We start from the raw sequence: 25,408 nt of genomic DNA on the forward strand, positions 1-25,408 counted from the left end.
CTCGAACAGCTCGCCCTCGCCTACCCCGACCGCATCGAACCCCACCTGTAATCAAACCGACACCAAGCCGCTTACACAAAAGTCTTGACACGCCCTGCCGTTGCCTCGTGAGCATAATCCGTTGCCTGCGTCCTGGACTCATCGATGCCGTCCAAGAAGCCCCGCAACTGCTCAATGTACGTATCGAACTCACGAAGGCCGCGCTTGGACGGACGAACCTCCGTTACAGGTGCGCGTTTCACGAACCGCTTGTCTTGATGGATGTATCCGGCCTCCTCCAGTTTGCGAAGATGTGAGGTGAGGTTGCCGGAGGTCACTTCGAGGATCTCCTGGAGCCGGGTGTACGAAATCCTGTCGCCCGGCCCAATGCTCGCCAGGGCGGCCATGATGTTGAGCCGCACCGGTGCGTGAAGGACCTCGTTCACCGCGAGTTCAGGCATGGCCACGAGCCCCCGAACCGGCGCGATCGAGGCGTCGACGAAAGGCACTGTATGTCGCTGCGGAAAAGAAGCTCGCTCCTGCGCCGACGGCGACGAAAAGAGACGAGTGCTCTGGCGGGACGACAAGCCCTCCGGCCCCGACGGATACGAGAGCAAGACCCAGCCCGGTCTGCCACGCGGGGAAGTTGCGGGCAATCAACAGATACATTACCCCGATGAGCAACGTCGCCGTCGCCCCTGAGACCGCGCCGATCTCCGACATCGCGTTCTCCCGATCCCTATACTGTGTGACGGCCAGGGCCAACAGGGCGATCCAGGCGACGACGAGGACCGCCCACAGCGCGATCATCCTTCCCACCGTCTCGTACGTGCCACCGCGCAAACCACGGAACCGCTTCCGCATCTCAGCGAAGGTAACGAGGAACCCGAAAGCGGCCATCGCCCCAAAGAGGACGAAGCCGACGACGGGTGGGCTGCCGTCGGCCCAACGCACATTGACGTAGAGCGACCCATACCCAAGAAGGTAGACAGCACCCCAGACAACAAAGAGCAGAGGTTCGTTGACGGAGACGGCCTCGCGTGCACGCCTCTCGACCTCAGCAGCGCGACGCAACACCGACGACGTCTCCGCCGACTGTCCGTCGATCACCGTAGCCTCCTCTCGCACGCTCGACGGGGCTTTGCGACATGCGCGCGCAGTACCTCGACCGCATGGAGCTCCTCTCGCACGCTCGACGGGGCTTTGGGAGGCCCCGGTCGGAGTCGCCCAAAGCCCCGTTTTCTGCGATCGAACTTACCAGCAGGACGAGGAGCTGGAGATGATCGTGGTGGTGGTGCAGCGTGCTGCCATCGGCTCGAAGAGATGCTGGCCCTCTCCGAAGAACGTGACTGTCATGGACGCCGCAGCAGGAACCTTCTCGATTTCCATTGCGAACCTCACTCTCTGATCGATGCGGATAGGAGACCGGACGAACCCCTGAAGCGAAGTATCACCACGTCAGACTGTCCTGTCAAGCCGGGCACTTTGCAACACAAGGTGCTAGCAGTGCATCACAGACGACAGAGTGATGGCCGGAGCTTGCAGCACAAGGTTACTGGCAGTGCAGGGCTTCCGGTTCTGCACGGTAGCTGGGTAGAGTCGAGGGTATGACTTCCTCGACTCTCGTTGACTGCGCGCTAGTTTCGAAGGCATACGGAGCCACCACGGTTCTGGACGATGTCTCGTTGCGCGTTCGCGCCGGCGAGTCCATCGGTCTCGTAGGGCGCAACGGTGCAGGCAAGACAACGCTTCTCAGCATCATCCAAGGGCTGCGTCGCCCCAGCAACGGCAAGGTCACGCTGTTCGGCGGCCCTCCGACCAAGGCGCGCTTCCGCACGGAGTTGGGTGTCGCGCCACAGGCTCTGAGCCTGCCTGACACTGCGCGCGTCGACGAGGTCATCACGTACGTGAGAGCGCATTACCACGCCCCCGCCCCCGCGGGCGAGCTCATCCGCGACTTCGATCTCGGAGCACTCGCACGCAAGCAGGTCGGCGGCCTCTCCGGCGGCCAGAAGCGCCTCGTCGGAGCCTGTCTGGCCTTCGCGGGCAATCCTCGCCTTGTCCTCCTGGACGAGCCGACGACCGGATTGGACTCCGAAGCCCGCGAACGTCTGTGGCAGATCATCCGGGCCAAGACCAGCAGTGGCACGAGCGTCATCACTACCTCGCATTACATGGAAGACATTGAGCAGCTCTCCGAGCGCATCGTCGTCTTGCACCAGGGGCGCATCGTCTCCGACGGATCGGTCAACGACATCCGTGAGAACAGCCGAGCCGTCACGATAACCGTGCAGGCGGATATGCCCGAAGATCTTTCGTGGTTGGAGAGCGGAGTGGTGCAGAACTCCCGCAAGGGCTCTTTCGAGATCGAGACCACCAACGTCGATCGGACCTTGGGAGAGCTGCGCCGGCGGTTCGGCACTCTCGACCGGGTCGAGGTGAACCGGGATTCGCTGGAGAACATCATTCGAAACCTGACGGAGACAAGATGACGGACACCATTCGACCCCTGAAGAGCACGCTGACGCTCTCATTCGTTCAGGCCAGGTTCCAGCTCACGGAAGCCGTCAGGATCCCGATCAGTATCCTGATGACCCTCGCTGCGCCGTGCATGGGCCTACTCTTCTTCGTCATCCCCCAAAGGCAGGTCGCCACGAATCCAGACAGCGCCACGCAAGCCGTCCTCGCGTTGGCGATCTTTGGGATCCTCGCGAACTCTCTGTTCCACTTCGCCGTCGAGGTCGCCCAAGCCCGAGAGCGCCCCTGGGGCTCGTACACCCGATCGCTTCCGGCAACGGAGACCGCGCGGATCGTCTCGTACCTGATCTCCTCAGGCGTCCTCGCTCTGGGTTCCGTGGTCCCGCTGGCCCTCTTGGCCGCGTTCACCACTGAAGCCAGATTGTCGGCGCTGCCGGCCATCGGCGCGATCCTCGCGCTCATCCTGACCTCGATCCCCTTCATGCTCATCGGCATGGTCATCGGATACTCCACCGGTTCGAAGGCCGCGGTCGCGCTGGCCCAAGTGCTCATGCTCCTCTTGGCCTTCGGGGGAGGCCTGTTCCTTCCTCCCATGATCTTCCCGGATTGGCTCAACGTCATCTCCCTGGCGCTGCCGTCACGTTCCGCGCTGGAGGTCGTGACCTGGGCGGCAGACCTTGGCGACGGCGTTCCGATCGCCGGTCTCGTCGGCTGGGCAGTGTGGACGGCCGTTGCCTTCCTGGCGACCATCTTGCTGGTCAGGCGCGATACCGACCGCGAGTACCGCCTGCCCGCATAGGAGCTCGACGATGACCGCAATCGCCTACATCGGCGCCCGGCCGCCTCTGGTCAAGGCTTTCGGAGGACCAGACGGCCGAACCGGGCACGTCTCAAAGCAGGTCGTCGACATCGTGGGAATCGACGCGCCCAGCTTCGACCAGATCGAGGAGCGCGCGGCACCGGATGCTGCCACGGTCATTCTGTCAGTGCGCCGACATGATCTCACCGACGAGATGGGTGAACTGGAGCACCGGCTGCTTGGGCACCTGCGATCCGCGGCGGTGTTCCGCACCGCCCCACTCGACCGCTCCCTCGAGATGTACTGGGGCTGGGCTACGGCTACCGGGGTGCTACTCACCGCCTTCCACCCAGACGGCACCGCTTGGGTTCACACCGGGGATCTGGTCGAAGCCGTCCGGCGTCTTAATCCAGTCGCCATCCAGGAGCGTGGCGGACGGGCGTTCGACATCACGGGCCCGCAGCGAGTGCCGATGGAACGGCTTCGCGCTGAGTTCTCCGATGTCTTCGAAGTGCCGATCACGCTTGACTGCGAAACCCCCGAATCCGTGTGGAGGAGTCTCCGCAGGAACGGGGTGCCGGACGAGGTCGGAGCGTGGCTTGTCTGGTACCAGGCTGCTGTGTCCGACCCCAGGCTGCCGCCGACCACGAGTGTGCTGACCGACATCCTCGGGCGCGTCCCGAGATCTCCCCGGCTCGTGCCGGAACCGATGCGACCAAAGGAGACCTAAGATATGACCATACAGACGCGGCCGGACCACCCGACGCGCTACTTCCGGCTGAATCCGACCGTGTCACTCGGAGAGTTGGAGGACGCCGTCGTCTCCATCTACGGACCGTCCGTCATCAAGATCGACGGCGACGACGTGCTGCCTTTCGTCGCATCGCTTGTGCACGCGTTGAGCAAAGTCGATCAGGTCACCCTCGCCGAGCTTTCCCAACGGACCGGAAGCCCTGCCGAAGACCTCCTCCCGGTCCTGGAGATGCTCGTCCAGGCCAAAATGCTAGTCACGTCCACGGAGCCGATGAACGTGCAGGTGGCTCTGGCGTCGCTACGGACGGGAGAGCAGATCGAACAGAGCCGGATCGACAGAAGGCTCCGATCGGACTGGATCCAGGTCTGTGCCAGCCCTACGAACAAGCTCGCCGAGCTGATCACCAGTCTCATGCGCCAACAAGGGCTCTCCGTCCGCACTGTCGAGGAGGACGGCGCGGGTCAACCGCCTGCACTGCGACTCGTAATCAGCTCGACGCACCTGGATGGACTCCTAACGACATCGAACAGCCTCGCCCTGGAAGAGCGCACCCCTTGGCTCCCCGTCGTGCCATACGACGGCGATACCGCCTGGATCGGCCCCTTCGTGGTTCCCCACCAGTCAGCTTGCCTGACGTGCTTCAACACGCGTCGGTCCGCCAACTTCTCCGACGACGTGATGCGACCGGCGCTCCAGAACATCCGGCCCTTGGAACCGGTCGTCTCGCATACCGCCCTCACGCCGATCGACATCATCCAGGCGGGCATCGTCACCAACTTCGCCTTCGAGTACATCACGCTTCGCGACTACGCGCCGAGCTGCATGCCGGGCGGGCTCACGACCGTCACCGCAAACGACCGTGGCGTGTCGATGGACACGCGCCGTGTATACCGAGTGCCCCGGTGCCGCGATTGCTCACCCGCAGCAGACACGGGCTTCCCGCAGGTGTGGTTCCATCAAGACGAGGCGCACGCATGAAGGCCATCGACACCTGGAGCACCACTGCCCGAAGCTGGGAGGTCCTCAGCCCGCTTGCCGACCCAATCGTGGGGATCGCTCGACGCGAGTACCGAAAGCTGCGCGACGTCGACGACATCTGGGGTCATTCTGTCGGTGCGCACGGCACCGACAGCGGCGTCGTGTTCGGGGTCCCCTCCAACACGTACAACGGCGGTGGCTCGCCCGACCCGATCTCTGCCGAGCTGGCCGCGATCGGAGAGACCGTTGAACGCTACAGCGCCTCCTATCCTCCCATCGACTCGCCCAAGGTCGCAGAAGGAACAGCTGCCGCGCTCCGTTCAGAAGGCAAGGACCTGATCGGCGCCGAAGACTGGGAGCTGTTCGCGAACTGTCAGTACTCCGAGCCGCACTTCCCGTACTCACGATGGAGCGACGATATGTCGCTTTGGTGGCGCAACGGCACCGATGCGATCTCTGGGGAGACGGTCTGGACGCCCGCACAGCTCATCCACATGGCAGGTCCTTGGCGCGGCGAAGAGCCCATCGGATACGCGACCAGCAACGGGCTCGCTTGCGGCCTCACCCCTGTGGAGGCCGCGCTGTCGGGGCTGTTCGAGGTCGTCGAACGAGACGCGTTCATGCTCACCTGGTACAACCGCCTGTCGTTGCCATTGCTTCGCATAGAGTCCAGCGATCGGGTACACGCCTACATCAGGCGGTATGTGTCTCCGACCTATCTCGACCCTTACTTGGTCGACATGACGGTCTACACCGGAATTCCGACAATCCTGGCGGTCATTCGCAGCCGTCATTCCGACCTTGCGCCCTTCGCGCTCGGTGCTGCTTCGGCGGCGAACATCGAACGCGCCGCTGAAAAGGCCGTCACAGAAGCGATGTACACCAGAACCTGGATGAAGACCGAACAGCGAGAAGGCCGAGCCATCCTCGGCACCAATTACTCCGAGAGCGTGAAGTCGTTCGAGGACCATATCCGACTCTACGCGGGCACTCCGCTCGTCGCTGAAGCCGACTTCCTGACCTCGAGCACCGAGACCACCGATGTCGACGATCACCGATGCTTCCCTGACGAGGGCCCCCAAGGGCTCTGGAGCGCGCTTGTGGATCGACTGACTGAACTCGGGCACCGCGTGCTGACGTTCGACGTGACGAGCCCGGACATCCGGCAGGCAGGAGCAGCCGTGGTCAAGGCCGTTATACCTGGGCTGCGCCCCATCGATGTCGCCTACAACGCCCGCTTCCTCGGCGGCTCCAGGCTTCGACAGCTTCCACACGAGCTTGGTCTCGTGCCTCGGCCCCGCGAAATCAATGAGCTCAACGCGGCTCCCCACCCATTCCCCTAAGCAAAGAGGTCCCCATGCCAGAGCTTGAACGTCATGCAACCAATCTCGTCGATGTCGTCTATGGCAACGAAGTCCTCCGATACGACGACCCGACGGAGAACTGGTTCGAGGTCACGAAGATCTATCGGCCTTCCATGGCCTGGGATGCACCGGGGGTGTCCCGCCTGCTGCGATCACCGATCCTCCAGGAGATCGCCACGCGGGCCGGCAAGAAGTTCGACGACCTCCCGCTGCTGAAGTTACCGGCTCCGCTCTCCTGCGAGATGTCGCTCAACGAGACTCTCTCACGGCGCAGGAGCGCCGAACGCTTCTCCGGAGACCCCGTAACCCTCGAACAGCTCGCTACCGTGCTCGCGAACAGCTACGGTGAAGTGCGGCGCGCTGAAGGCATCCGCCGGCCCGTTCCGTCGGGAGGGGCCCTCTACCCGTTGGACCTGTATGTCCTGTCCTGCCGCGTCGAAGGGCTCGAACACGGAGCATGGTATTTCGACGCCCGCCGTGACGGGCTCACGAGGATCGGAGACTTCGACGAAGAAGACCTCGGCAGCACGTTACTCCAAGAGGAGGCCGTCGCCGGAGCGGCCGTGACCATCATCGTCGCGGCCAGCTTCTGGCGCTCGCGATTCAAGTATGGGCCACGGTCCTCCCGTTTCATCCTCATCGAGGCCGGGCATGTCGTCCAAAACATGGCTCTCAGCACAGCCGCGCTCGGACTCGCGGGCCGCCCCTACGGTGGATTCGTGGACGACGAGTTGTCAGGCATCATTGGACTGCAGAACGGCGTCGACGATGCTCCGCTCTACACCTACGTGATGGGCACGTGGGACCAATCGTAGCTGCGTCTATCACCGCCGCCGCGGGCATCAGCCTGCATCTCGCAGCTCCAACGCTCGCCTACGTCGTCGGACGATCCGCGCGGGTTCGACGACGCGTCAGCTCGGAGAACGTGTACGACCTCCTCACCCTCATCGGCGCAACAGCGTGCGCATTCGCGCTCTTCAGACTCGGCCTCTTCCCGACCGGTCAGATTCTCACGTTCGGAACCCTGTGCGGACTGCTGCTCGGCGTCTTGGCGCCTCTCGCTCTTTGGCGCTCGTACGGCAAGACCCCGACGATCAGACGCCCGAGGCCCGGAAGCATCTCCCTGACCCTTCTTGCACTCAGTGCCGCCGGGGAAGAGATCATCTGGCGGCTCACGGTCATCCGCCTGATCCACGACGGGTTCGGCGCTTCCTCTTGGGTCGGGATCGTTCTCAGCATCGCAGGTTTCGCGGCTCTTCATCTCGGACTTCACGGCGCACGATCGATTCCGTACTTCCTCATATTCGCGTCACTCACCGTAGCCCTTACCGTCTTCCTCGGGATTGGCGCGGCCATCGGATTCCACCTCGCGCACAACCTCATCATCGCCTTGGTTCAGCCCAGACCACGAGAGAGCCGCATACGCCCAGTCAGGAGCGAGACCACATGGTAGATTGCGCGACAAGCGCGACAGAGCATCGCGCTGACAACGCCCTTCGCGCCCAATCCTGGTTCACCGACTCCGATAAGCGCGCAGTCAGCACGGCGTTCGATGAAAGAGAGACCGGCCACCTCCGCGCCCTCGCGGTGACCGCACTGCATTCCCTCTTCGTTCATCTGCATGGACGCGCTCCGAAGACTCTCCTCGACGTCGGGTGCGGCAGCGGAGAAGGCCTTGCCTACGCGCAGCACCTCGACCCCGAGCTCCGCATGTCGGGAATCGATCCCGCGGCCGAAGCCATCTCCGCTGCCCGCCGCCGGAATCCCCAGGCGACGCTCCACAACATCGACGCAGGGGCGCTGACAGCGGACCTGATCGACCCACCCGAGATCGCCCTCATCCATCTCTGCCTCGGGCTCTGGCCCGAGCCGGCACAAGGACTGACAGCGATCATGGATGTCATGCCACCCGAGTCCGTGCTCTACATCGTCGACGTCAACCGGGCCGATGAACCGAACGCTTTCGATGCAGCACGCACTCATGCCGAGCGAAGCTATCTGGTCGATCAGTATCGCGCCGCCTACCTTCCGAATGAACTCCAACAGCTGCTCTCGGCGGCTTCTGCGCTCACAGAACGGAAGCTGCACACCCATGTCGCGGCGGACGGGCTCGCAGGTTTCCCCTTCGGAAGCATCGAGCAGATCGCACTGCTCAACAGCCCCACCTTCCAGAAGGCGCTGAGAGGGGTATCGAGGCAGCAACGGCACAACGGAGCACCGCTGAGGCCGCTCCACGCTTGGGTCTGGCCCGAATCGTGACCCTGACAACGGTTGCTACTCGTTCTCGCAGCGAGCGGTCCAGGCAAGGATAAGCGCAGTTACCACTACTGCCGCGGCGCGCCCGGTGCGCGGACGATCACACCAGGGGCGCTGCGAGCCTGATCAACCGAGTGCATCTCGCACTGTGTGGACGACATCGTGCGCGTACCGTGTTCGCCCCAGACCTCGCAGACGGTCCACGACTCCTCTACGGCGTGCCGTATGCACTGCTCAACGGCTTCGACCGCGCGATCGATCGAGGTCGTGCGGAACCGGAGGCCGCCGGACTTCTGGCTCGCCTCCTCGTTGCAACGCGTTCGGTTCGCAGGCTTGCAGTCAACCCTGCGCATCTGGCCCGGTCGGGGCATCGCGGTGGAGTTATCCACAGGTCACATGCCAGCCGATCCCAGACCAGCCGAATCAAGACTCACAGTTGATTTCATGGGGGTTTCTGACTCCTGGGGCGAGTGCCTGTTCGGGTGGGGCAAGAGTTCAACTCCCCCGCTGTCTTCGGGTCTTGGCCCAGACCGTGCCCCGGTGAATGCCGTACTGCTTCGCCAGCGTGAGCACGCTGACGCCGTTCGCGCGGGCTGTTCGCATAGCGTTCACTTCGCTTTCCGTGAGCCGTGTTCGAGGTCGTTTCTTTGGTTCCGCCGACACACCGATCAGAGCGTCGTCGGCCGCGCCTACCGCGTCGCTGTCGCGCTGCAACCCTTGATTCCACGCGGAAACGAGCTTCTGAACCCGTGGTCGTCTGTTCCCGCAACGCTCCATTGCGCCCACCGCACGCACAAGGCTCGAACCCTTGCCAATGGAAGCGTTGGCAGAGGTTCGGGCCTTGTTCATGTCTGCGGCCCAGGTCAGCGCGTTAGCGTTGACCTGCGGATCGAGGAGCATTTCGAAGGGCCGGTTGTGCTCGACGCGCAACTAGTTGTCCTCGTCGATGAAGACCTTCGTGAAGAACGCCTGGTTGCACGGCCGCCGGTTGGTGTCGTCGCAACGGGCGTAGATGTCAGCGCAGTTGGCGAGCAGGCCGAGCGCGTCATCGAGGTGGGCGCGAGCGTCGGCGTAGTCGCCGAAGTGCGCGTCGATATGTCGGGTCACCTTGTCGAGTTCGGCGACGATGCGGTCCTGCTCGCGCTTGAGCACGGTCAGCGGGATCGCGTCGGCGTAGTGCGCCTGCATGAGCCGGTCCTGCTCGCTTTCGAGCCGGTCGCGGCTGGTGGTGAGGCGTTCCAATTCCTCGGTTTCGGCGGCCATGAGCCGGTCGAACTCGTGGTGGAGCATCCCCGCGAGTGCGTCCTGCTGAGCCGGCGTGATCTGCACGCGAGAGTAGTAGTCCTCGACGAGCTTCTCGACATCCTCGATGAGCATCGCCTGGCGCGTGCAGTCGGTCCGCTTGGAGTGTCGGCCGGAGCAGACGAAGTAGCAGTGCACGTTGCCGTGGCGGTTCTTCGCGTTGGAGACGATGAGCCGCGAACCGCACTGGCCGCAGTGGATAGTGCCTTTGAGGTAGCGGCCGTGGACTTGGGTCGCCTCGACGGCGCACTGACATCGCCCTTGTAGTACGGGTTGGTCAGGAGGCGATGGATGGTGGACACGGCCAAGGGCTTCGCCGGCCTCTTCGGCGTGGGCAGGCTGCGCAGTCCGCGGGAGGTGAGTTCGTCGTGGAGCTGGCTGACGCTCCAGTTCCCGGAGCGCGGTTTCGGTAACTGGCGCCTACATTGCGATCGCGGGCATCGGAGCGATAGACCCGATCTCCAACTGGTCGTTCATGTCTGCACCAAAGGCTCCGATTGCACCTCGGGACATTCGCACGACGACCGCCAACGTCAAGGGCAGACTGGACGCGATGATCGTGGACGCAGAGTCCCGCACCGACTCTGACTTGCCGACTTTCGCCCCCGCGCAGCTCCATCCTGTGGTCTGGTCCGGCGCTTCCGCACACTGGACTACGCACCAGTACCGAGTGGCAGTCCGCGAGGCAGCCGAAGGCCTCACAGTCCACTGGAAGGAACGGCTCGGCCGGAACCATGTCGATGACACGGTCTTCTGGCAGCAGACGCTCTCACCCGGTGCGCAGGAACCAGGCAAACCGAAACTCACCTGGCCAGGAGCGTTGGACGACAAGACGGTGAGGAGCATGCGCGGCGGTCTCGAACCGCTCGCGAAGGCACTCAATTTGCTGGCCACCGGCCTGAACCTGACGGTCCGCAACGTGACGACGCATACGCGCACTGAGCTGTCAGAGCAAGAAGCGATGGAACGCCTCGCCGCCTACAGTTATCTCGCGCGACTGCTCGATCGGGCGGGCGACCGACGAGCACGAGCCGGCGCCGAGCGAGACCGCCGCGGCCTGAGCGGCCCGCTCACATCCACTTCTGGCGTTTGAAGATGAGGTAGAGCACGAGCGCGAACGCGACCATGGCGCCGATCGCGAGGGGGTAGCCGAAGGTCCAGCTCAGTTCGGGCATGTTCTCGAAGTTCATGCCGTAGATCGCGCCGATGAGCGTGGGCGCGAAGAGGATCGCCGCCCAGCCCGAGATCTTCTTCATGTCCTCGTTCTGCCGCTGCGCGACGAGCGTCCCGTTGACGGTGAGGATCTGCGTCAGCGACTCCCGCAGCTCGACGACCTGCGTGTCGACGCGGCTGAGGTGGTCGGCGACGTCTTGCAGGTAGGTCTGCAGGGGAGCGGGGATGCCGTACCGCTCGAAACCCTGACGCAGCAGACGCAGCACCTCGGTGAGTCCCGCCGTGGCCTGACGGAGGTCGATCACCTCCTGACTGAGCCGATAGATGCGCTCGGTGACGCCCGCATCCCCGCTGAACACCTGCCGCTCGATCTGCTCCTTGTCGATCTCCAGCCCGCGCAGCACCGGGACGTATCCGTCGACGATCGCGTCGAGCAGGCGGTAGACGATCGCCTCGGGACCGTGGTCGAGCAGCTGCTCGTCGTCGAGCAGCGTCTGATCGCCCCGGTCGGCGGCCCCCGACGCGTCGTCGGCGTCGTGACCGTCGATCCACCGGCCGTCCTGACAGAACACGGCCACGGCGTGGGGCCGAACCAGGATGTGGAACTCGGCGAAGTCGACGTCTTCGGCCGCGTCGACGTACCAGGCCGAGCGCACCACGAGGAAGAGCGTGTCGCCGTAGCGTTCGAGCTTCGGTCGCTGGCCGGCGTGGTGCAGGTCTTCCACGAGAAGAGGATGCAGGTGCCACGCGGCGGCGAGCTCATCCACGTCCTCCGGGGAGGGGCGGGGGTACAGCAGCAGCGCGGTGCGTCCCTGGGCTCCCTCGACGAACGCCTCCGCGTCGGCGACGCTCGTCTCTCGGGGTGCCCGGACGAGGTGGCCGCGTTCGACATAGCGCGTCCGTCGCGTCGCCGGTGCGTCGGGCGCCGATCCGACCGCCGGCCGGCGCCGGAAGACGTTGCTGCGGCGCGCCGCCGATTCGTCGCGCGGTGGGTTGCCCATGTCGGTGATCCTCTCGCTCCGCTCGCTGCAGGACAGCACCCGTACGCTACCGCCCCACGACGGCGAAGATACGGGGTGCCCACATTCCTGGGAAAAGGCTGTATGTGACGGCGGATTCTCGATACCGTCGGAGGGAACGGCTGTCCCGTGCGTTCCCCGTTCCTCGGATGGAGTCGAGAACGAAGTTCTTCCAACGCCTGGGCAGATCGCGCATGCTGCCGGTCGCGGTGCTGCCGGTCGCCGCGATCCTCCGCCAGCCGGTCGCGGGCACGGTCGTCGCGCTGGCCGACGTGCCCGACGCGATATTCGCACAGGGGACGATGGGCCCGGGGCTCGCGATCGATCCCGCCGGGGACACCGTGGTGGCGCCCGCCGCCGGCACCGAGCTGCTGATCCACATCGGCATCGACACCGTCGGGATGGAGGGCGACGGCTTCGAGACGCTCGTGAAGACCGGCGACCACGTCGAGGCGGGCACGCCGCTCATCCGGTTCGATCCGGCGAAGATCCGCGCCGCCGGCCTCTCGCCGATCACTCCGGTGATCGTGCTGAACGACGAGAACGCGACGGTCGCGTTCTCCTGAGCCGCACCCTCAACGGGCCGGGGCGATGAGCTCCGGCCCGTTGTTGCGTACGTTGCCGACCGCGGGCCCGACCTCGCGCATCGCCAGGCCGTCGACGAGCGCGGGGGCCGCGTCGATCGTCGCGTCGAGCAGGTCGCCGACGTTGTCGGTCGTCGGGTCGAGCCACACGTCGGCGTAGTCGGCGTCGACGAACAGCGGCATGCGGTCGTGCACCGAGCCGAGGGCGCCGGTCGACCCGCGGGTCATGATCGTGAAGCTCAGCAGCCAGCGATGCGGATCGTCGTCGGGCTTCGAAGCATCCTTCCACCACTCGTAGAGTCCCGCGAACAGCAGCGGCGAGTCGTCGGCGGGGTGGATGTAGTAGGGCGTCTTCACGCCGTCCTCGGTGTGCCACTCGTAGTAGCCGGATGCCGGGATCACGGCGCGTCGCTTGATGAGGGCCTGCCGGAACATCGGCTTGTCCTCCACCTCTTCGGCGCGCGCGTTGAACGCTCGGGAACCGATCGAGGGGTCCTTCGCCCACGCGGGCACGAGGCCCCACCGCGCCGCCTCGAGCCGCCGCGTCGGGGGCTCGGTCTTGGCCGAGTCGAGCACGATCGCGACGCGGTCGGTCGGGGCCACGTTGAACGACGGCGCGGGCAGATCATCGCCCTCGAGGTCGATTCGGAGGACACCGACGAGCTCTGAGTCGCTCGCGGCCACGACGAAACGTCCGCACATGCAGCCAGCCTACGCGCGGCCGCCGACACGGCTCAGTCGCCGTCGATGACACCCGCTTCGGTCAGCCGGTCGAGCAACTCCGCGCCGTCCGACTCCGACACCCACGGCACCGACGCGGCGGAGTGGTCGTTGACGGCGGTGCGACCGCCGGCGAGCACGGCCTCGGCGGGGGACAGGCGCCGGATCGCGACGGCGGTGACGTGATCGGGGAACTCGCTCGTGAACGCCGTGTACAGGTCGTCGTCGTGCTGGCCGTCGTCACCGATCAGCATCCACTTCACCTGCGGGAACTCGCGCACGAGCCGTCGCAGGTTGTCCTCTTTGTGCTCGCGGCCGCTGCGGAACCAGCGGTCGTGCGTCGGCCCCCAGTCGGTGAGCAGGAGCGCCCCCTGCGGGTAGAGGTGCCGGCGCAGGAACCGCTGCAGCGTCGGCGCCACGTTCCACGCGCCGGTGGAGAGGTAGATCACCGGCGAACCGGGGTGGTCGCGCACGAGCCGTTCGAGCAGCACCGCCATGCCGGGCACGGGCTGACGCGCGCGCTCGTCGAGCACGAACGAGTTCCACGCCGCGACGAGCGGGCGGGGGAGCGCCGTGACCATCACGGTGTCGTCGACGTCGGAGACGACGCCGAAACGGACATCCGCACCGACGATGAACACGCGCGTCTCGACCGGCTCCGAGCCCTCGACGCTCATCGTGATCGGCTGCCAGCCGGGTGCCAGGCGCGCCGGCAGCACGGTGTCGATGACGCCGCCGCGGTCGGCGACGACCTCGTGGCTCACGCCGTCGATCGTCACGGTGACCTGGGCGTAGCCAACCGGCACCGCGGCGAAGGAGCGCCAGCCCCGCACGTTCGCGTATTCACCGCGGTACTTCGTCGGCAGCGGAGGCACGATCAGCACGCGGCCGAGCACGCGCACCCACTCCTCGCTGCCGTACCCGGGGTAGGCGGCGATGCTGGCGCGGTTGCCCCGGGCGCGCGCCCGACGCTCGCGCCACGCGTGGAAGCGGTACTCGAGGCGTGCGATCCACAGCACCTTGGTGCGGGGTGCGGGTTCGGCAGACATCGTCTCAGTCTCCCACGGGCGACGGCGGCTCGTCGCCGTCGCGGCTGCGCATGTGACGCGCTTCGCCGCGCGAGATGAGGCGCTTGACGACGTAGGCGGCGAGGAGGAACGCGACGAGGATGCCCACGAACAGGTAGCCCGCGTAGTGCAGCCGATCGGAGAGCTCCCGATACGTGCCCGCGGCCGCCGCGCCGACCCCGACGTACGCGATCGCCCAGACGGTGCACGCGGGCGTCGTCCACGCCATGAAGCGGCGATAGGAGAATCCGCTCATCCCGACGGTGAGCGGCACGAGGGAGTGCAGCACCGGCAGAAACCGGGAGAGGAAGATCGCGGGGCCGCCGCGGCGGCGCAGGTAGAGCTCGGCGCGCGTCCAGTTGTCTTCGCCGAGGCGCTGGCCGAGTCGCGAGAACCGGATGCGCGGCCCCAGCCAGCGGCCCAGCCAGAAGCCGATGCTCTCGCCGATCAGTGCGCCCACGATCACGACGAGCGCCAGGATGACGCCCTCGGCGACCGAGCCGACCGCGGTCGCTGCGACGAGCACGACGGTGTCGCCGGGCACGATGAGGCCCACGAGCACGCTCGTCTCGAGCATGATGGCCACACCGGCGAGGATGGTGCGCAACACCGGATCGACGCTCTGCACGGCTTCGAGCAACCACGTCAGGACGTCGTTCACCGTTCAAGCCTACGGTGCGGCGCTCTAACCTGAGAGGGTGTCCGCCCGCCCCGTCGCCCAGCGTCTCGCGTGGGTCGACCCGGAGGTGCTCTTTCTCGGCGGCCCAGCGGCGGCCGAGCACGCGTTCTGGCTCGATGCGGGGCCGGATGCCACGTCGGGCTGGAGCTGGCTCGGGGTCGGTTCGGCGGTGGGGACGTTCCCGCGAGACCTGATCGTCGGCGGTGCGGCGGGCGCCCCGGCACCGGCGGTGCCCGGCGGCTTCGCCGGGGGATGGGTGGGATGGATCGGCTACGACGCGGGCGCCCGTGCCGCCGGCGCTCCGGCGGCGTTCGAGGCGGAGCCGCCGGAGGAGGTCGCTCTTCTCGCGGAACGGCTCGTCGCGTTCGATCACGCCGCTCGCGAGGCGTGGCTCGTCGCCCCGGCGGCGGTGATCGATGCGTTCGCCGCCGACGTGGCGAGCTGGCGAGAGCGCGGTGCGGCGCGGCATCCTGCCCCCTCCGGCGCGGAGCGCGGCCACCGGGGCGCGTCCTCGCACTCGCCCCGGCACGCCACCGCCCGGCACACCCCGGCGGAGTACGCCGCGCTGATCGCACGCTGCCGCGCTGCGATCCGCGCGGGCGAGGCGTACCAGCTCTGCCTCACGACGCGGTTCTCGGTGTCGGCGGGAGCCGCGCCGGTCGACGACGTCGAGACCTACCTGCGGCTCCGCCGTGCGCTGCCCTCGCACCACGGCGGCTGGGTGCGCTCCGGCGGGCACGCGCTGCTGAGCGCGAGCCCGGAACAGTTCCTGCACGTCGCGGACGGCGTCGTGCGCACCAAGCCCATCAAGGGGACGAGGCCGCGCTCCGCCGACCCGGCCGAGGACGCCGCCGCGGCCCGGGAGCTCGTCGAGAGCCCGAAGGAGCGCGCGGAGAACGTGATGATCGTCGACCTCATGCGCAACGATCTGCAGCGGGTGTGCCACCCCGGCACGGTCGCCGCCGAGCGCCTCCTCGCCGTCGAGTCGTACCCCGCCGTGCATCAGCTGGTCAGCACCGTCGCCGGACGCCTCCGCGCCGGCACGACCCTCGGGGAGCTGCTCGAGGCGACCTTCCCCGCCGGGAGCATGACGGGCGCGCCGAAGCTCTCGGCGATGAGCATCCTGCACGGCCTCGAGCGGACCCCGCGCGGCGTGTTCGCGGGATGCTTCGGGCGGGTCTGCGCCGACGGCGCCCTCGATCTCGCGATGACGATCCGCTCGATCGTCGTGCACCCGGACGGCGCCGACGTCGGCGCGGGCGGCGGGATCACGTGGCTGTCCGAGGCGGGTGACGAGGTCGCCGAGGTCGTCGTCAAGGCGCGCGGACCGCTCCGCGCGCTCGGTGCGACTCTTCCGGCGGGGTGGTGAGGCGGGTCCGGTAACCTGGAAGGACGCGTGCGCGCGTACCCGAACTTCACGAATAGGTGACCTGTGTCCTCCAACCCCGCCTCGATCTCCGTCGACGCCGCGCCCGGCGGTGGCTACGACCCGCACGCCATCCAGCAGAAGTGGCAGGACCGCTGGAAGGACGCCGACCCGTTCCGCGCCGGCGGCGAGAGCGACACCCGCCCGCGCAAGTACGTGCTCGGCATGTTCCCGTACCCGTCGGGCGACCTGCACATGGGGCACGCGGAGAACTACGCCTACCTCGACGTCGTGGCGCGCTTCTGGCGGCACCGCGGCTACAACGTGCTCAACCCGATCGGCTGGGACTCGTTCGGCCTCCCCGCCGAGAACGCCGCGATCAAGGGCGGGGCGGGCAGCGATCCGCGCGAGTGGACGTACCGCAACATCGAGCAGCACAAGAAGAGCTTCCGCGAATTCGGCTCGTCGTACGACTGGAGCCGGGTGCTGCACACCTCCGACCCGGAGTACTACCGCTGGAACCAGTGGCTGTTCCAGCGCCTTTACGAGCGGGGCCTGGCCTACCGCAAGGAGAGCCCGGTCAACTGGTGCCCGCACGACCAGACCGTGCTCGCCAATGAGCAGGTCGTCGACGGCCGCTGCGAGCGCTGCGGCACCGTCGTGGTGAAGAAGAAGCTCACGCAGTGGTACTTCAAGATCACCGACTACGCCGACCGCCTGCTCGACGACCTGAACCAGCTCGAGGGGTTCTGGCCGCAGAAGGTCATCCGCATGCAGCGGAACTGGATCGGCCGCTCGGTCGGCGCCGACATCGACTTCGAGATCGAGGGCCGCGCCGAGAAGATCACGGTCTTCTCCACGCGCCCCGACACGCTGTACGGCGCGACGTTCTTCGTCGTCGCCCCCGACAGCGACCTCGCCGCCGAACTGGCCGCGGGAGCGGACGCCGACGTGCGTATGCGCTTCCAGGCCTACCTCGACGAGGTGCAGAAGCAGACCGACATCGAGCGCCAGTCGACCGACCGGCCGAAGACCGGTGTCTTCCTCGGCCGCTACGCGATCAACCCGGTGAACGGGGAGCGGCTGCCCATCTGGGCCGCCGACTACGTGCTGGCCGACTACGGCCACGGCGCCGTGATGGCCGTGCCCGCCCACGACCAGCGCGACCTCGACTTCGCGCGGGCGTTCGATCTGCCCGTGAAGATCGTCGTCGACACGACGGCGCCGGTCACCGGCGCCATCCCCGTCATCGAACTGGACGATGAGGGCGTGCCGATCGACCCGGGCGCCGACGAGCCCGGCCTCGAATCGCTCGACCCCGCCGTCACCGGCGTCGCGCTCACCGACGACGGGCGCCTGATCAACTCCGGCCCGCTCGACGGGCTCAGCAAGCGCAACGCCATCACGCGAATGATCGAGCGGCTCGAGGCATCCGGCACCGGTCGCGCCGCCAAGTCGTATCGCCTGCGCGACTGGCTGATCTCGCGGCAGCGGTTCTGGGGCACGCCCATCCCGATGATCCACACCTCCGACGGTCGCGTCGTGCCGGTGCCCGACGAGCAGCTGCCGCTCGAGCTGCCCGACGCGCGGAAGCTCGACCTGAAGCCCAAGGGCACCTCGCCGCTCGGCGGAGCGACCGACTGGATCCACACCGTCGACCCCGAGACGGGCGAGCCCGCCCTCCGCGACGCCGACACGATGGACACGTTCGTCGACAGCTCGTGGTACTTCCTGCGGTTCCTGAACCCGGGCGACCAGACCCAGCCGTTCTCGCCCGCCGAGGCCGACCGCTGGGCGCCGGTCGACTCGTACATCGGCGGCGTCGAGCACGCGATCCTGCACCTGCTGTACGCGCGCTTCATCACCAAGGTGCTCTTCGACATGGGCATGATCGAGTTCACCGAGCCGTTCTCGAGCCTCGTCAACCAGGGCATGGTGCTGCTCGACGGCTCGAAGATGTCGAAGAGCAAGGGAAACCTGGTCGAGTTCGCCCCGAGCATGGTCGACCCGGGCGCCGATGCCGTGCGCACCGCGATCGCCTTCGCCGGCCCCGTCGAGGACGACATCAACTGGGAGGACGTCTCGACGACCGGCGCCCAGAAGTTCCTCGCCCGCGCCTGGCGGATCGCGCACGATGTGACGAGCGCCCCGGAGGTCGTATGGGCCGACGGCGACGAGAGCCTCCGCCGCGTCACGCACCGGCTGTGGGCGGATGCTCCGGCGCTCATCGAGCAGACGAAGTTCAACGTCGTCGTCGCGCGCCTGATGGAGCTCGTCAACGCGACCCGCAAGGCGATCGACGGCGCCGCCGGCCCCGGCGACCCGGCGGTCCGCGAGGCGGCCGAGGCGATCGCGATGATCCTCGACCTGTTCGCCCCGCACACCGCGGAGGAGATGTGGGAGATGCTCGGGTACGAGCCGTTCGTCGGGCTCGCGACCTGGCGGCAGGCCGACCCGACGCTCCTCGTGGAGGACTCGGTGACCGCGGTCGTGCAGATCGACGGCAAGGTGCGCGGCACGCTGACCGTGCCCGCCCGCATTTCGGCCGACGACCTCGAGGCGCTCGCGCGCGCCGATGAGAAGATCGTGCGCTCGCTCGCCGGTCGTGAGATCGCGCGCGCCGTCGTCCGCGCGCCGAAGGTCGTGAGCTTCACCACCGCGTAGTTCGTCATCGTCGACGCCACAGGGCGCGCCCGTCGGGTGCGCCCTGTGGCGTCGGTGGTGGTGCGGGATGCCTCGCGTCATCGCCTCCTCCACCGACGGCCGATTTCGGGATCCATCCACCGATCCGCCCTTTCGGGCAAAAGGGTCGCCCGCGCGCTGACAGTCTTCCCGGGTGAGCGCAGCGACGATCGACCGACCGGCACGGCGGCGTCTGGGTGTGGGCGCGGCCATCGTGCTGGTGCTCGTCGTCGCGGCGGTCTCGGTGCTGATCGGGGTCGTGCGCTCCGCGGGCGCTCCCGACGTCTCCGGCGAGCAGGTGGTCGCCGCGACCGGGGCGGCCGAGCTGCCGCCCGTGTACGTGCACGTGTTCGGCGCCGTGCAGCGGCCGGGGCTCTACCGGCTCGACGAGGGCGCGCGGGTCGTCGACGTCATCGCGGCGGCGGGCGGACTGACCCCCGAGGCCGACGAGACGGCCGTGAACCTCGCCCGCCGGGTCGCCGACGGTGAGCAGCTGCGCTTGCCCGCGATCGGCGAGGTGCCGCCTCCAGCCGGCGGCGCGGCTGGGGGAGCGGGCGCTGTGGCATCCGATGGGCGCGTGAACCTCAACACCGCCGACATCGCCGCGCTCGACACGTTGCCGCGCGTGGGCCCGGCGATCGCGGAACGGATCATCCAGTGGCGGGAGACCAACGGCGCGTTCACGAGCGTCGACGACCTGCTGGCGGTGCCCGGGATCGGCGAGAAGATGCTCGCGTCGATCCGAGACCTGGTGACGGTGTGAGCACGCGGGCGGATGCCGCGGTCGAGGCCGTGTCGCGGGCGGCGGCGCCGGCAGCGCCGCCGCCGGGCGCGCAGGCCTCCGTCGCGGAGCGCGGCGCGGCCCCGCCCGCAGGAAGCCTTCGGCGCCTGCGCCGCCGGGACGCGCGGCTCGTGCCGGTCGCCGCCGCGGCGTGGGCGACCGCCGCCCTCTCGACCCTGCATCCGGATGCCGCCGTTCCCGTCGCGGTCGTGCTGTGGATCGCTGCGGCCGTCTCGATCGCCGCGGCGCTGCGCCTCCGCGGGGCGGGGCGGGGCGGGGGTGCCCTCGTGGCGGTCGTCTTCGCCGTGGCGGCGGGAGTGGCCACCCATGTCGCCGTGTCGCTCCCGGCGCGCGACGCCGCGAGCGCGCTGAAGATCGACGGCGGCCGCGCACTGAAGGTCGAGCTCACGGCCGTCGGCAAGATCGAGCGCAGCGCCGACGGTTGGCGCTTCGACGCCGCGCTGCACCGCGCCCTGCTCGGCGGCCGCGGGTCGGAGGAGACCGCCTTCGCCGGTGCCGGGGTGCCGGTGCTCGTGCGCGTGGCGGGCACTGAGCCCGGCGGCGCGGGCGAGACACGCGACGGCGACGGTGCCGCGTGGCGAGGTGACGATTCCGCGGCCGGCACCCGTGGCGACGCGCCCGCAGCGCTGCCCGGCCGCCTCGACGATGACATCGACCTGGGCGCGCGGCTGCGCGTGACGGGCACCGCGTGGCGGGCCGACCCGGGGGACCGGGCGGTGCTCGTGATCGATGCGAACGGGCCCGTCGAGGTGCTGGCGCCGCCGCACGGCGCCCTCGCCGCGGCATCCGCTCTGCGCCGCGGGCTGGTCGCCGTCACGAGCGGACTGCCGCCGCCGGGCGGGGGATTGATCGCGGGGCTCGCCGTCGGCGACACGAGCGCCGTCGATCCGGCGCTGGATGCCGCGATGAAGACGTCGTCGCTCTCGCACCTGACCGCCGTCTCGGGGGCCAACTGCGCGCTCGTAGTCGCATTGGCGTTCGGCGCCGCGGCGCTGTGCCGGGCTCCTCGTGGCGTGCGCGTGCTCACCGGTCTCGGCGCGCTGACCGCGTTCGTCGTGCTCGTCTCACCCGAGCCGAGCGTCGTGCGCGCGGGGTCGATGGCGGCGATCGCGATGCTCGGCATCCTGCTCGGCCGCCCCGGCGCGGGGCTGTCCCTCCTCACGACCGCCGTGGTCGTGCTGCTGCTCGCCGATCCGTGGCTCGGGCTCTCGCTCGGCTTCGCCCTGTCGGCGGCGGCGACCGGCGCGCTGCTCGTGGGCGCGGGCCCCCTCGCCGACGGGCTGTCGCGATGGATGCCACGCCCGCTCGCTCTCGGCGTGTCGGTGCCGCTTGCGGCCCAGCTTGCGTGCGGTCCGCTCATCGTGCTGATCTCGCCGCAGCTGTCGGTGTACGGCGTCGTCGCGAACATGATCGCCGCGCCCGCGGCGCCGCTCGGCACCATCGTGGGGCTCGCGGCGTGCGTCGGCGCCGGGATCCCGCTGCTCGGGAGCGGGCTCGCCGCGCTGGCATGGCTTCCCGCCGCCTGGATCGCGGGCACCGCGACGACGTTCGCGGACCTCCCCGGCGCCGTCGTCGCCTGGCCTGAGGGATTCGGCGGGCTCGCCGCTCTGGCCGTGCTCGGCGGCGCCGTCGCGGCGCTGATCGTGCCGGGGCATCCGCGCGTCCGCGCCGCCGCGGTGCTCCTGGTCGCCGCGGCGACCGGCGCGGCGCTCGCCCTCGGCCCGATCGCCGACGCCATGACGCGCGCGGGCATCCCGCCGGGATGGACCCTCGCCGCCTGCGACGTCGGCCAGGGTGACGCGGTCGTCGTGCGCTCGGCGGGGAGCGTCGCCCTCATCGACACCGGACCCGACCCCGCGCCCCTCGCACGCTGCCTCGATGAGCTCGGCATCGCGCGCGTCGACCTTCTGGTGCTCACCCACTTCGACCTCGACCATCGCGGCGGCATCGACGCGGTGCGCGGCCGCGTCGGAAACCTCGTGCACGGGCCGACGAGCGGACCCTCCGACGTGCGCGTCCTCGAGGAGCTGGCCGCCGGCGGAGCGCGGATCACCCTCGCGAGCCGGGGGATGAGCGGCCTGCTCGGTGAAGCGCACTGGCGCGTCCTCTGGCCGCGGGCCACGACCGCGCCCGGCAACGACGCGAGCGTCGTCGTGGAGTTCCGGGGCGGCGGCGTGCCGACCGCCCTCTTCCTGGGTGACCTGTCCGCTGCGGGCCAGCAGGCCATGAAAGCCGGGGCGGACCTGCTCGCCGGATACGACGTCGTGAAGGTCGCCCATCACGGCAGCGCCGATCAGGACGCGGCCCTGTACGGGCGGCTGCATGCCGCCGTCGCGCTGATCACGGTGGGGGAGAACGACTACGGTCATCCGCGCGGCGAGACGCTCACCCTCCTCACCGCCGCGGGCGCCCGCGTCGCGCGCACCGATCGGGAGGGTCTCGTCGCGCTGTGGCGGGATGCCGACGGCATGCGTCTCTGGCACGAGCGTGCGGCCCCGCCGCCGGCCGCTGTCGCACCCGGCGGATAGGCTGGGCGCATGACACCCGCACCCCGCCGAGCCCCTGCCCGGAGCGGCGGAAAGAGCGCGTCGGCGATCCCGCAGGTGTCGTGGCGCACGCCGCAACCGGCTCCGATCGTGCTCGTCTCGGGGCCCGAAGAAGTGTGCGCCGAGCGGGCGATCGCCGGTGTGCGCGACTTCCTTCGCGCCGAGGACGACAGCCTCGAAGTCTCCGACCTGCGTGCCGACGATTACGCGTCGGGCAGCCTCCTCGCGCTCACCTCCCCCTCGTTGTTCGGTGAGCCGCGCCTCGTGCGTGTGTCGGGCGTGGAGAAGTGCTCCGACGCGTTCCTCACCGAGGCGCTCGCCTACCTCGACGCGCCGCAGGACGGCGCGACCGTGGTGCTGCGGCACACCGGGTCGAGCGTGCGCGGCAAGAAGCTCCTCGACGCGATCCGCGCCGGCACGGGCGGCGGCATCGAGATCGCCTGCCCGGCGGTCAAGCGCGACTCCGACCGGTTCGACTTCGCCGCGGGCGAGTTCCAGTCAGCGAACAAGCGCATCGCCCCGGTCGCGCTCCGCGCGCTCGTCGGGGCGTTCTCCGACGATCTGACCGAGCTCGCGGCGGCGTGCCAGCAGCTGATCGCCGACGTGCCCGGCGACATCACCGAGCAGATCGTGGAGCGCTACTACGGCGGTCGCGTCGAGACATCCGCGTTCACCGTCGCCGACACGGCCATCGCCGGCCGCTACGGCGACGCGCTCGTGGCGCTCCGCCACGCGCTCGCGAGCGGGGCCGACCCGGTGCCGCTGGTCGCGGCGATCGCGTCGAAGCTCCGCGCCATGGCGCGGGTCGCCGGCACCCGCGAATCGTCGTCGGCCCTCGCCGCCCGCCTCGGCATGAAGGACTGGCAGGTCGATCGCGCGCGCCGCGACCTCACCGGCTGGAACGAGACCTCGCTCGGCATGGCGATCCAGGCGGCCGCACGAGCGGATGCCGAGGTCAAGGGCGCGTCGCGCGACCCCGTCTTCGCCATCGAGCGCCTCGTCACCGTGATCGCGACGCGCGCTCCGTTCGGCGCCTGACCCGCGCCTTCGCGCGAGCGCCCTCGCCGCCCGAGGTCGCCGACCCGCAGCAACGCGCCCTCGGCACTCGACCCGCGCCATGCGCGATCACCCCGCGAGATACTCCCGTTCACAGCGAAGAGCCCGCCCCCACGAGGGGACGGGCTCTTCGACGACGGGGGCGGCTCAGAGAGCGGCGACCTGCTTCGCGATGGCCGACTTGCGGTTCGCGGCCTGGTTCTCGTGGATGACGCCCTTGCTCACGGCCTTGTCGAGCTTCTTGGTCGCCTTAGCGAGGGCCTTCTCGGCGGCGGCCTTGTCGCCCGCGGCGACGGCCTCGCGGGTGCGACGCACCTCGGTCTTCAGCTCGCTCTTGACGGCCTTGTTGCGCTCGTGCGCCTTCTCGTTGGTCTTGTTGCGCTTGATCTGCGACTTGATGTTGGCCACGACGGCTCTTTCGTTCGGAGTTTTCGGTGGATGTGCCGGGGTGGCGGTAGAGGGGCGCCTCCGGCGGCGTGTGAGGTGGGACCCACACGCAAGCCAATCACCGAGTCTACCAGGTGGGCGCCTGACGCCTCCAATCGGTGTCGCGGCCGTGCGGCGCGCGTGCGCGGCATCCAGGGCGCGCCGTGCGGGCGAGGGATGCGGGGCGCCGGGCGCGACGTGCGGCATGATCAGACCGCCGGCACCCGCCGACGCCACTCGGGGTCGACCGCCGCAGCGTCGTTCCGGGCCGGCGCCCGCTGGTTCACCCTGTTCTGTTCACGCTCGCCTGGCTCGCGCTGTGGACCGTCCAGCTGACGCCCCTGCAGCTACTCATCCCGCTGCAGCTCGACACCCCCGACGACGCTGGTCGCGCTCGTCGGCGGCTTCTGGCTGCTGTTCGCCGGCGGGGGAGTGCTCTCGATAGTCGGCGGCCTCATGACCCTGGAAATCCGCCGCCGCCCCGCCGACGCCGCGGTGTCCTCAGCGCCGCGGTGTCCTCAGCGCCGCGATGACCCCGTCGAGCGGCTCGGTGACGGCGGCCGCGGAATGACCTCAGCGGCTCGATGACGTGACGGCGGATGCCTCGGCATCCATCGTCGCGAGGGCGAGATCGAGCAGCGCGTTGAAGACCCGCGGGCGCATCGCCGTCACGAGGTGACTCGTGCGCGGCACGACGATCAGCTCCGACCCGGGCACGAGCGAGACGAACAACCGCTCGTTGAGGCGGAGCTGGTCGTACTGCCCGTTGATGAACCACGTCGGCACGTCGATGCGCCGAAGGGCGGCGAGCAGGTCGAGCACCGACAGGCTCCGCAGGGCGACGTCCTGCGCGTCGTAGGCGTAGCCGCCGGCCCCGAAATCGGCGCGGGTCTCATCGGGCAGCGTGCGGTCGAGCACCCACTCCGCGATCCGGGCGCCGCGACCGGGCAGGCGATCGAAGCCGCGCGCGAGGGTGCGGTAGGTGGCGAGTCCGACCCCGCGGGGGATCGCGGTGCACGAGGCGGCGATGAACGCGTCGACGGGCGGCTTCTGCTCTCCGCCGACGTAGGCGGTGCTGACGAGCCCGCCCATCGAGTGCCCGGCGAGGAGCACGCGGCCGTTCGCCGCGGCCGTGCGCACAGCATCGTCGATCGTCGCGAGAGCGCCCTCGAGCGTGAAGGTCTCGGTCATCCGTGTGCCGTGCCCGGGGAGGTCGACCGCCACGGCCGGCACGCCGCGCTCGGCGAGGTGCGCGAGCTGCGAGCGCCACATCGTCGCAGACGTGCGGATGCCGTGCACCATCACCACCGTCGTCGTCACGGTCTCAGCCTAGGCATCCACGCCGACAGGGACACGCGTGCGGCGCCGGGCATGAAGC

26 protein-coding genes and 1 pseudogene are annotated in these 25,408 nt (G+C 68.7%); 15 read left to right on the forward strand and 12 right to left on the reverse strand.

The window, feature by feature from the left end; genetic code table 11:
• Positions 1–71: 71 nt before the first annotated feature.
• From LOK55_RS06210 to LOK55_RS14400, 3 genes are all read right to left on the reverse strand, one after another.
• Positions 72–440, reverse strand: coding sequence for a transcriptional regulator (locus LOK55_RS06210; RefSeq protein WP_229934689.1), 369 nt, complete (start codon positions 438–440; stop codon positions 72–74).
• Positions 433–1,089: a hypothetical protein gene (locus LOK55_RS06215; RefSeq protein WP_196323971.1), complete on the reverse strand. Its 657-nt coding sequence runs from the start codon at positions 1,087–1,089 to the stop codon at positions 433–435. The genes LOK55_RS06210 and LOK55_RS06215 overlap by 8 nt, the downstream gene beginning before the upstream one ends.
• A gap of 144 nt (positions 1,090–1,233) precedes the next feature.
• Entirely contained in the window at positions 1,234–1,368 is a 135-nt protein-coding gene (locus LOK55_RS14400; RefSeq protein WP_196323970.1) for a plantazolicin family TOMM peptide, read from the reverse strand.
• A gap of 218 nt (positions 1,369–1,586) precedes the next feature.
• Between LOK55_RS14400 and LOK55_RS06225 the strand changes: the two genes are divergently transcribed.
• The 8 genes from LOK55_RS06225 to LOK55_RS06260 all read left to right on the forward strand — a co-directional run bounded on the left by LOK55_RS06225 (position 1,587) and on the right by LOK55_RS06260 (position 8,611).
• Entirely contained in the window at positions 1,587–2,471 is an 885-nt protein-coding gene (locus LOK55_RS06225; RefSeq protein WP_196323969.1) for an ABC transporter ATP-binding protein, read from the forward strand.
• Positions 2,468–3,256, forward strand: coding sequence for an ABC transporter permease (locus tag LOK55_RS06230; protein ID WP_196323968.1), 789 nt, complete (start codon positions 2,468–2,470; stop codon positions 3,254–3,256). Before LOK55_RS06225 ends, LOK55_RS06230 begins: the two co-directional genes overlap by 4 nt.
• A gap of 10 nt (positions 3,257–3,266) precedes the next feature.
• Complete coding sequence (locus LOK55_RS06235) at positions 3,267–3,986, forward strand: hypothetical protein (protein ID WP_196323967.1); 720 nt, start codon at positions 3,267–3,269, stop codon at positions 3,984–3,986.
• A gap of 3 nt (positions 3,987–3,989) precedes the next feature.
• The gene (locus LOK55_RS06240; protein WP_196323966.1) at positions 3,990–4,988 is read left to right on the forward strand and encodes a TOMM precursor leader peptide-binding protein; all 999 of its coding nucleotides are present in this window, start codon (positions 3,990–3,992) and stop codon (positions 4,986–4,988) included.
• A complete protein-coding gene (locus LOK55_RS06245) occupies positions 4,985–6,331 on the forward strand; it encodes a YcaO-like family protein (protein WP_229934690.1) in 1,347 nt (448 codons plus the stop codon). Before LOK55_RS06240 ends, LOK55_RS06245 begins: the two co-directional genes overlap by 4 nt.
• A gap of 14 nt (positions 6,332–6,345) precedes the next feature.
• The gene (locus LOK55_RS06250; RefSeq protein WP_196323962.1) at positions 6,346–7,167 is read left to right on the forward strand and encodes a SagB/ThcOx family dehydrogenase; all 822 of its coding nucleotides are present in this window, start codon (positions 6,346–6,348) and stop codon (positions 7,165–7,167) included.
• A 110-nt stretch (positions 7,168–7,277) separates the two neighbouring features.
• Positions 7,278–7,805 carry a CPBP family intramembrane glutamic endopeptidase gene (locus LOK55_RS06255; protein ID WP_196323961.1) on the forward strand — a complete coding sequence of 176 codons (528 nt, stop codon included), beginning with the start codon at positions 7,278–7,280 and terminating at the stop codon, positions 7,803–7,805.
• A gap of 134 nt (positions 7,806–7,939) precedes the next feature.
• Positions 7,940–8,611 (forward strand): trans-aconitate 2-methyltransferase, encoded by a 672-nt coding sequence (locus LOK55_RS06260; protein ID WP_196323960.1) that lies wholly within the window; start codon positions 7,940–7,942, stop codon positions 8,609–8,611.
• A gap of 492 nt (positions 8,612–9,103) precedes the next feature.
• Here LOK55_RS06260 and LOK55_RS06265 read toward each other — a convergent pair whose 3' ends face one another.
• The 3 genes and pseudogenes from LOK55_RS06265 to LOK55_RS14045 form a co-directional block, all read right to left on the reverse strand.
• The gene (locus tag LOK55_RS06265) at positions 9,104–9,538 is read right to left on the reverse strand and encodes a hypothetical protein (protein ID WP_229934691.1); all 435 of its coding nucleotides are present in this window, start codon (positions 9,536–9,538) and stop codon (positions 9,104–9,106) included.
• Positions 9,539–9,985 carry a hypothetical protein gene (locus LOK55_RS06270; RefSeq protein WP_229934692.1) on the reverse strand — a complete coding sequence of 149 codons (447 nt, stop codon included), beginning with the start codon at positions 9,983–9,985 and terminating at the stop codon, positions 9,539–9,541.
• Positions 9,986–10,003: 18 nt separating this feature from the next.
• Positions 10,004–10,300, reverse strand: a pseudogene (locus tag LOK55_RS14045) (zinc ribbon domain-containing protein); the annotation flags it as partial.
• 163 nt (positions 10,301–10,463) lie between these two features.
• Here LOK55_RS14045 and LOK55_RS06280 point away from each other — a divergent pair.
• On the forward strand, positions 10,464–11,003 hold the full coding sequence (locus tag LOK55_RS06280; RefSeq protein WP_229934693.1) for a TIGR02391 family protein: 540 nt from the start codon (positions 10,464–10,466) through the stop codon (positions 11,001–11,003).
• Here the strand turns inward: LOK55_RS06280 and LOK55_RS06285 are convergent.
• Positions 10,981–12,084, reverse strand: a complete 1,104-nt coding sequence (locus LOK55_RS06285) for a magnesium and cobalt transport protein CorA (protein ID WP_141379535.1) — start codon at positions 12,082–12,084, stop codon at positions 10,981–10,983. The two genes, LOK55_RS06280 and LOK55_RS06285, sit on opposite strands and share 23 nt — an antisense overlap.
• 167 nt (positions 12,085–12,251) lie before the next feature.
• Here LOK55_RS06285 and LOK55_RS06290 point away from each other — a divergent pair, with 167 nt between their 5' ends.
• Positions 12,252–12,668, forward strand: coding sequence for a PTS glucose transporter subunit IIA (locus LOK55_RS06290; protein ID WP_308066644.1), 417 nt, complete (start codon positions 12,252–12,254; stop codon positions 12,666–12,668).
• A gap of 9 nt (positions 12,669–12,677) precedes the next feature.
• On the opposite strand, the gene LOK55_RS06295 is transcribed toward LOK55_RS06290, so the two are convergent.
• The 3 genes from LOK55_RS06295 to LOK55_RS06305 are packed head-to-tail and all read right to left on the reverse strand — an operon-like array spanning position 12,678 to position 15,134.
• Positions 12,678–13,388, reverse strand: coding sequence for an SOS response-associated peptidase (locus LOK55_RS06295; protein ID WP_229934694.1), 711 nt, complete (start codon positions 13,386–13,388; stop codon positions 12,678–12,680).
• A 32-nt stretch (positions 13,389–13,420) separates the two neighbouring features.
• Entirely contained in the window at positions 13,421–14,455 is a 1,035-nt protein-coding gene (locus LOK55_RS06300) for an App1 family protein (RefSeq protein ID WP_229934695.1), read from the reverse strand.
• A gap of 4 nt (positions 14,456–14,459) precedes the next feature.
• Positions 14,460–15,134, reverse strand: coding sequence for a DedA family protein (locus tag LOK55_RS06305; RefSeq protein WP_229934696.1), 675 nt, complete (start codon positions 15,132–15,134; stop codon positions 14,460–14,462).
• Positions 15,135–15,171: 37 nt separating this feature from the next.
• Here LOK55_RS06305 and LOK55_RS06310 point away from each other — a divergent pair, with 37 nt between their 5' ends.
• From LOK55_RS06310 to holA, 5 genes are all read left to right on the forward strand, one after another.
• A complete protein-coding gene (locus tag LOK55_RS06310) occupies positions 15,172–16,521 on the forward strand; it encodes an anthranilate synthase component I family protein (RefSeq protein ID WP_229934697.1) in 1,350 nt (449 codons plus the stop codon).
• A gap of 63 nt (positions 16,522–16,584) precedes the next feature.
• Positions 16,585–19,182 carry a leucine--tRNA ligase gene (gene leuS, locus LOK55_RS06315; RefSeq protein ID WP_229934698.1) on the forward strand — a complete coding sequence of 866 codons (2,598 nt, stop codon included), beginning with the start codon at positions 16,585–16,587 and terminating at the stop codon, positions 19,180–19,182.
• Between the two features lie 172 nt (positions 19,183–19,354).
• Positions 19,355–19,963 (forward strand): ComEA family DNA-binding protein, encoded by a 609-nt coding sequence (locus tag LOK55_RS06320; protein ID WP_229661447.1) that lies wholly within the window; start codon positions 19,355–19,357, stop codon positions 19,961–19,963.
• The gene (locus LOK55_RS06325) at positions 19,960–22,530 is read left to right on the forward strand and encodes a ComEC/Rec2 family competence protein (protein WP_229934699.1); all 2,571 of its coding nucleotides are present in this window, start codon (positions 19,960–19,962) and stop codon (positions 22,528–22,530) included. Before LOK55_RS06320 ends, LOK55_RS06325 begins: the two co-directional genes overlap by 4 nt.
• Positions 22,531–22,539: 9 nt before the next feature.
• Positions 22,540–23,586, forward strand: coding sequence for a DNA polymerase III subunit delta (holA, locus tag LOK55_RS06330; protein WP_229934700.1), 1,047 nt, complete (start codon positions 22,540–22,542; stop codon positions 23,584–23,586).
• 165 nt (positions 23,587–23,751) lie between these two features.
• On the opposite strand, the gene rpsT is transcribed toward holA, so the two are convergent.
• Positions 23,752–24,012, reverse strand: coding sequence for a 30S ribosomal protein S20 (gene rpsT / locus LOK55_RS06335; RefSeq protein ID WP_196324190.1), 261 nt, complete (start codon positions 24,010–24,012; stop codon positions 23,752–23,754).
• A gap of 591 nt (positions 24,013–24,603) precedes the next feature.
• Positions 24,604–25,350 (reverse strand): alpha/beta fold hydrolase, encoded by a 747-nt coding sequence (locus tag LOK55_RS06340; protein ID WP_229934701.1) that lies wholly within the window; start codon positions 25,348–25,350, stop codon positions 24,604–24,606.
• Positions 25,351–25,408 lie beyond the last annotated feature (58 nt).

The organism is Microbacterium sp. F2E (genome assembly GCF_020905435.1).
In the GTDB taxonomy this organism is placed as follows: Bacteria; Actinomycetota; Actinomycetes; order Actinomycetales; family Microbacteriaceae; genus Microbacterium; species Microbacterium lacticum.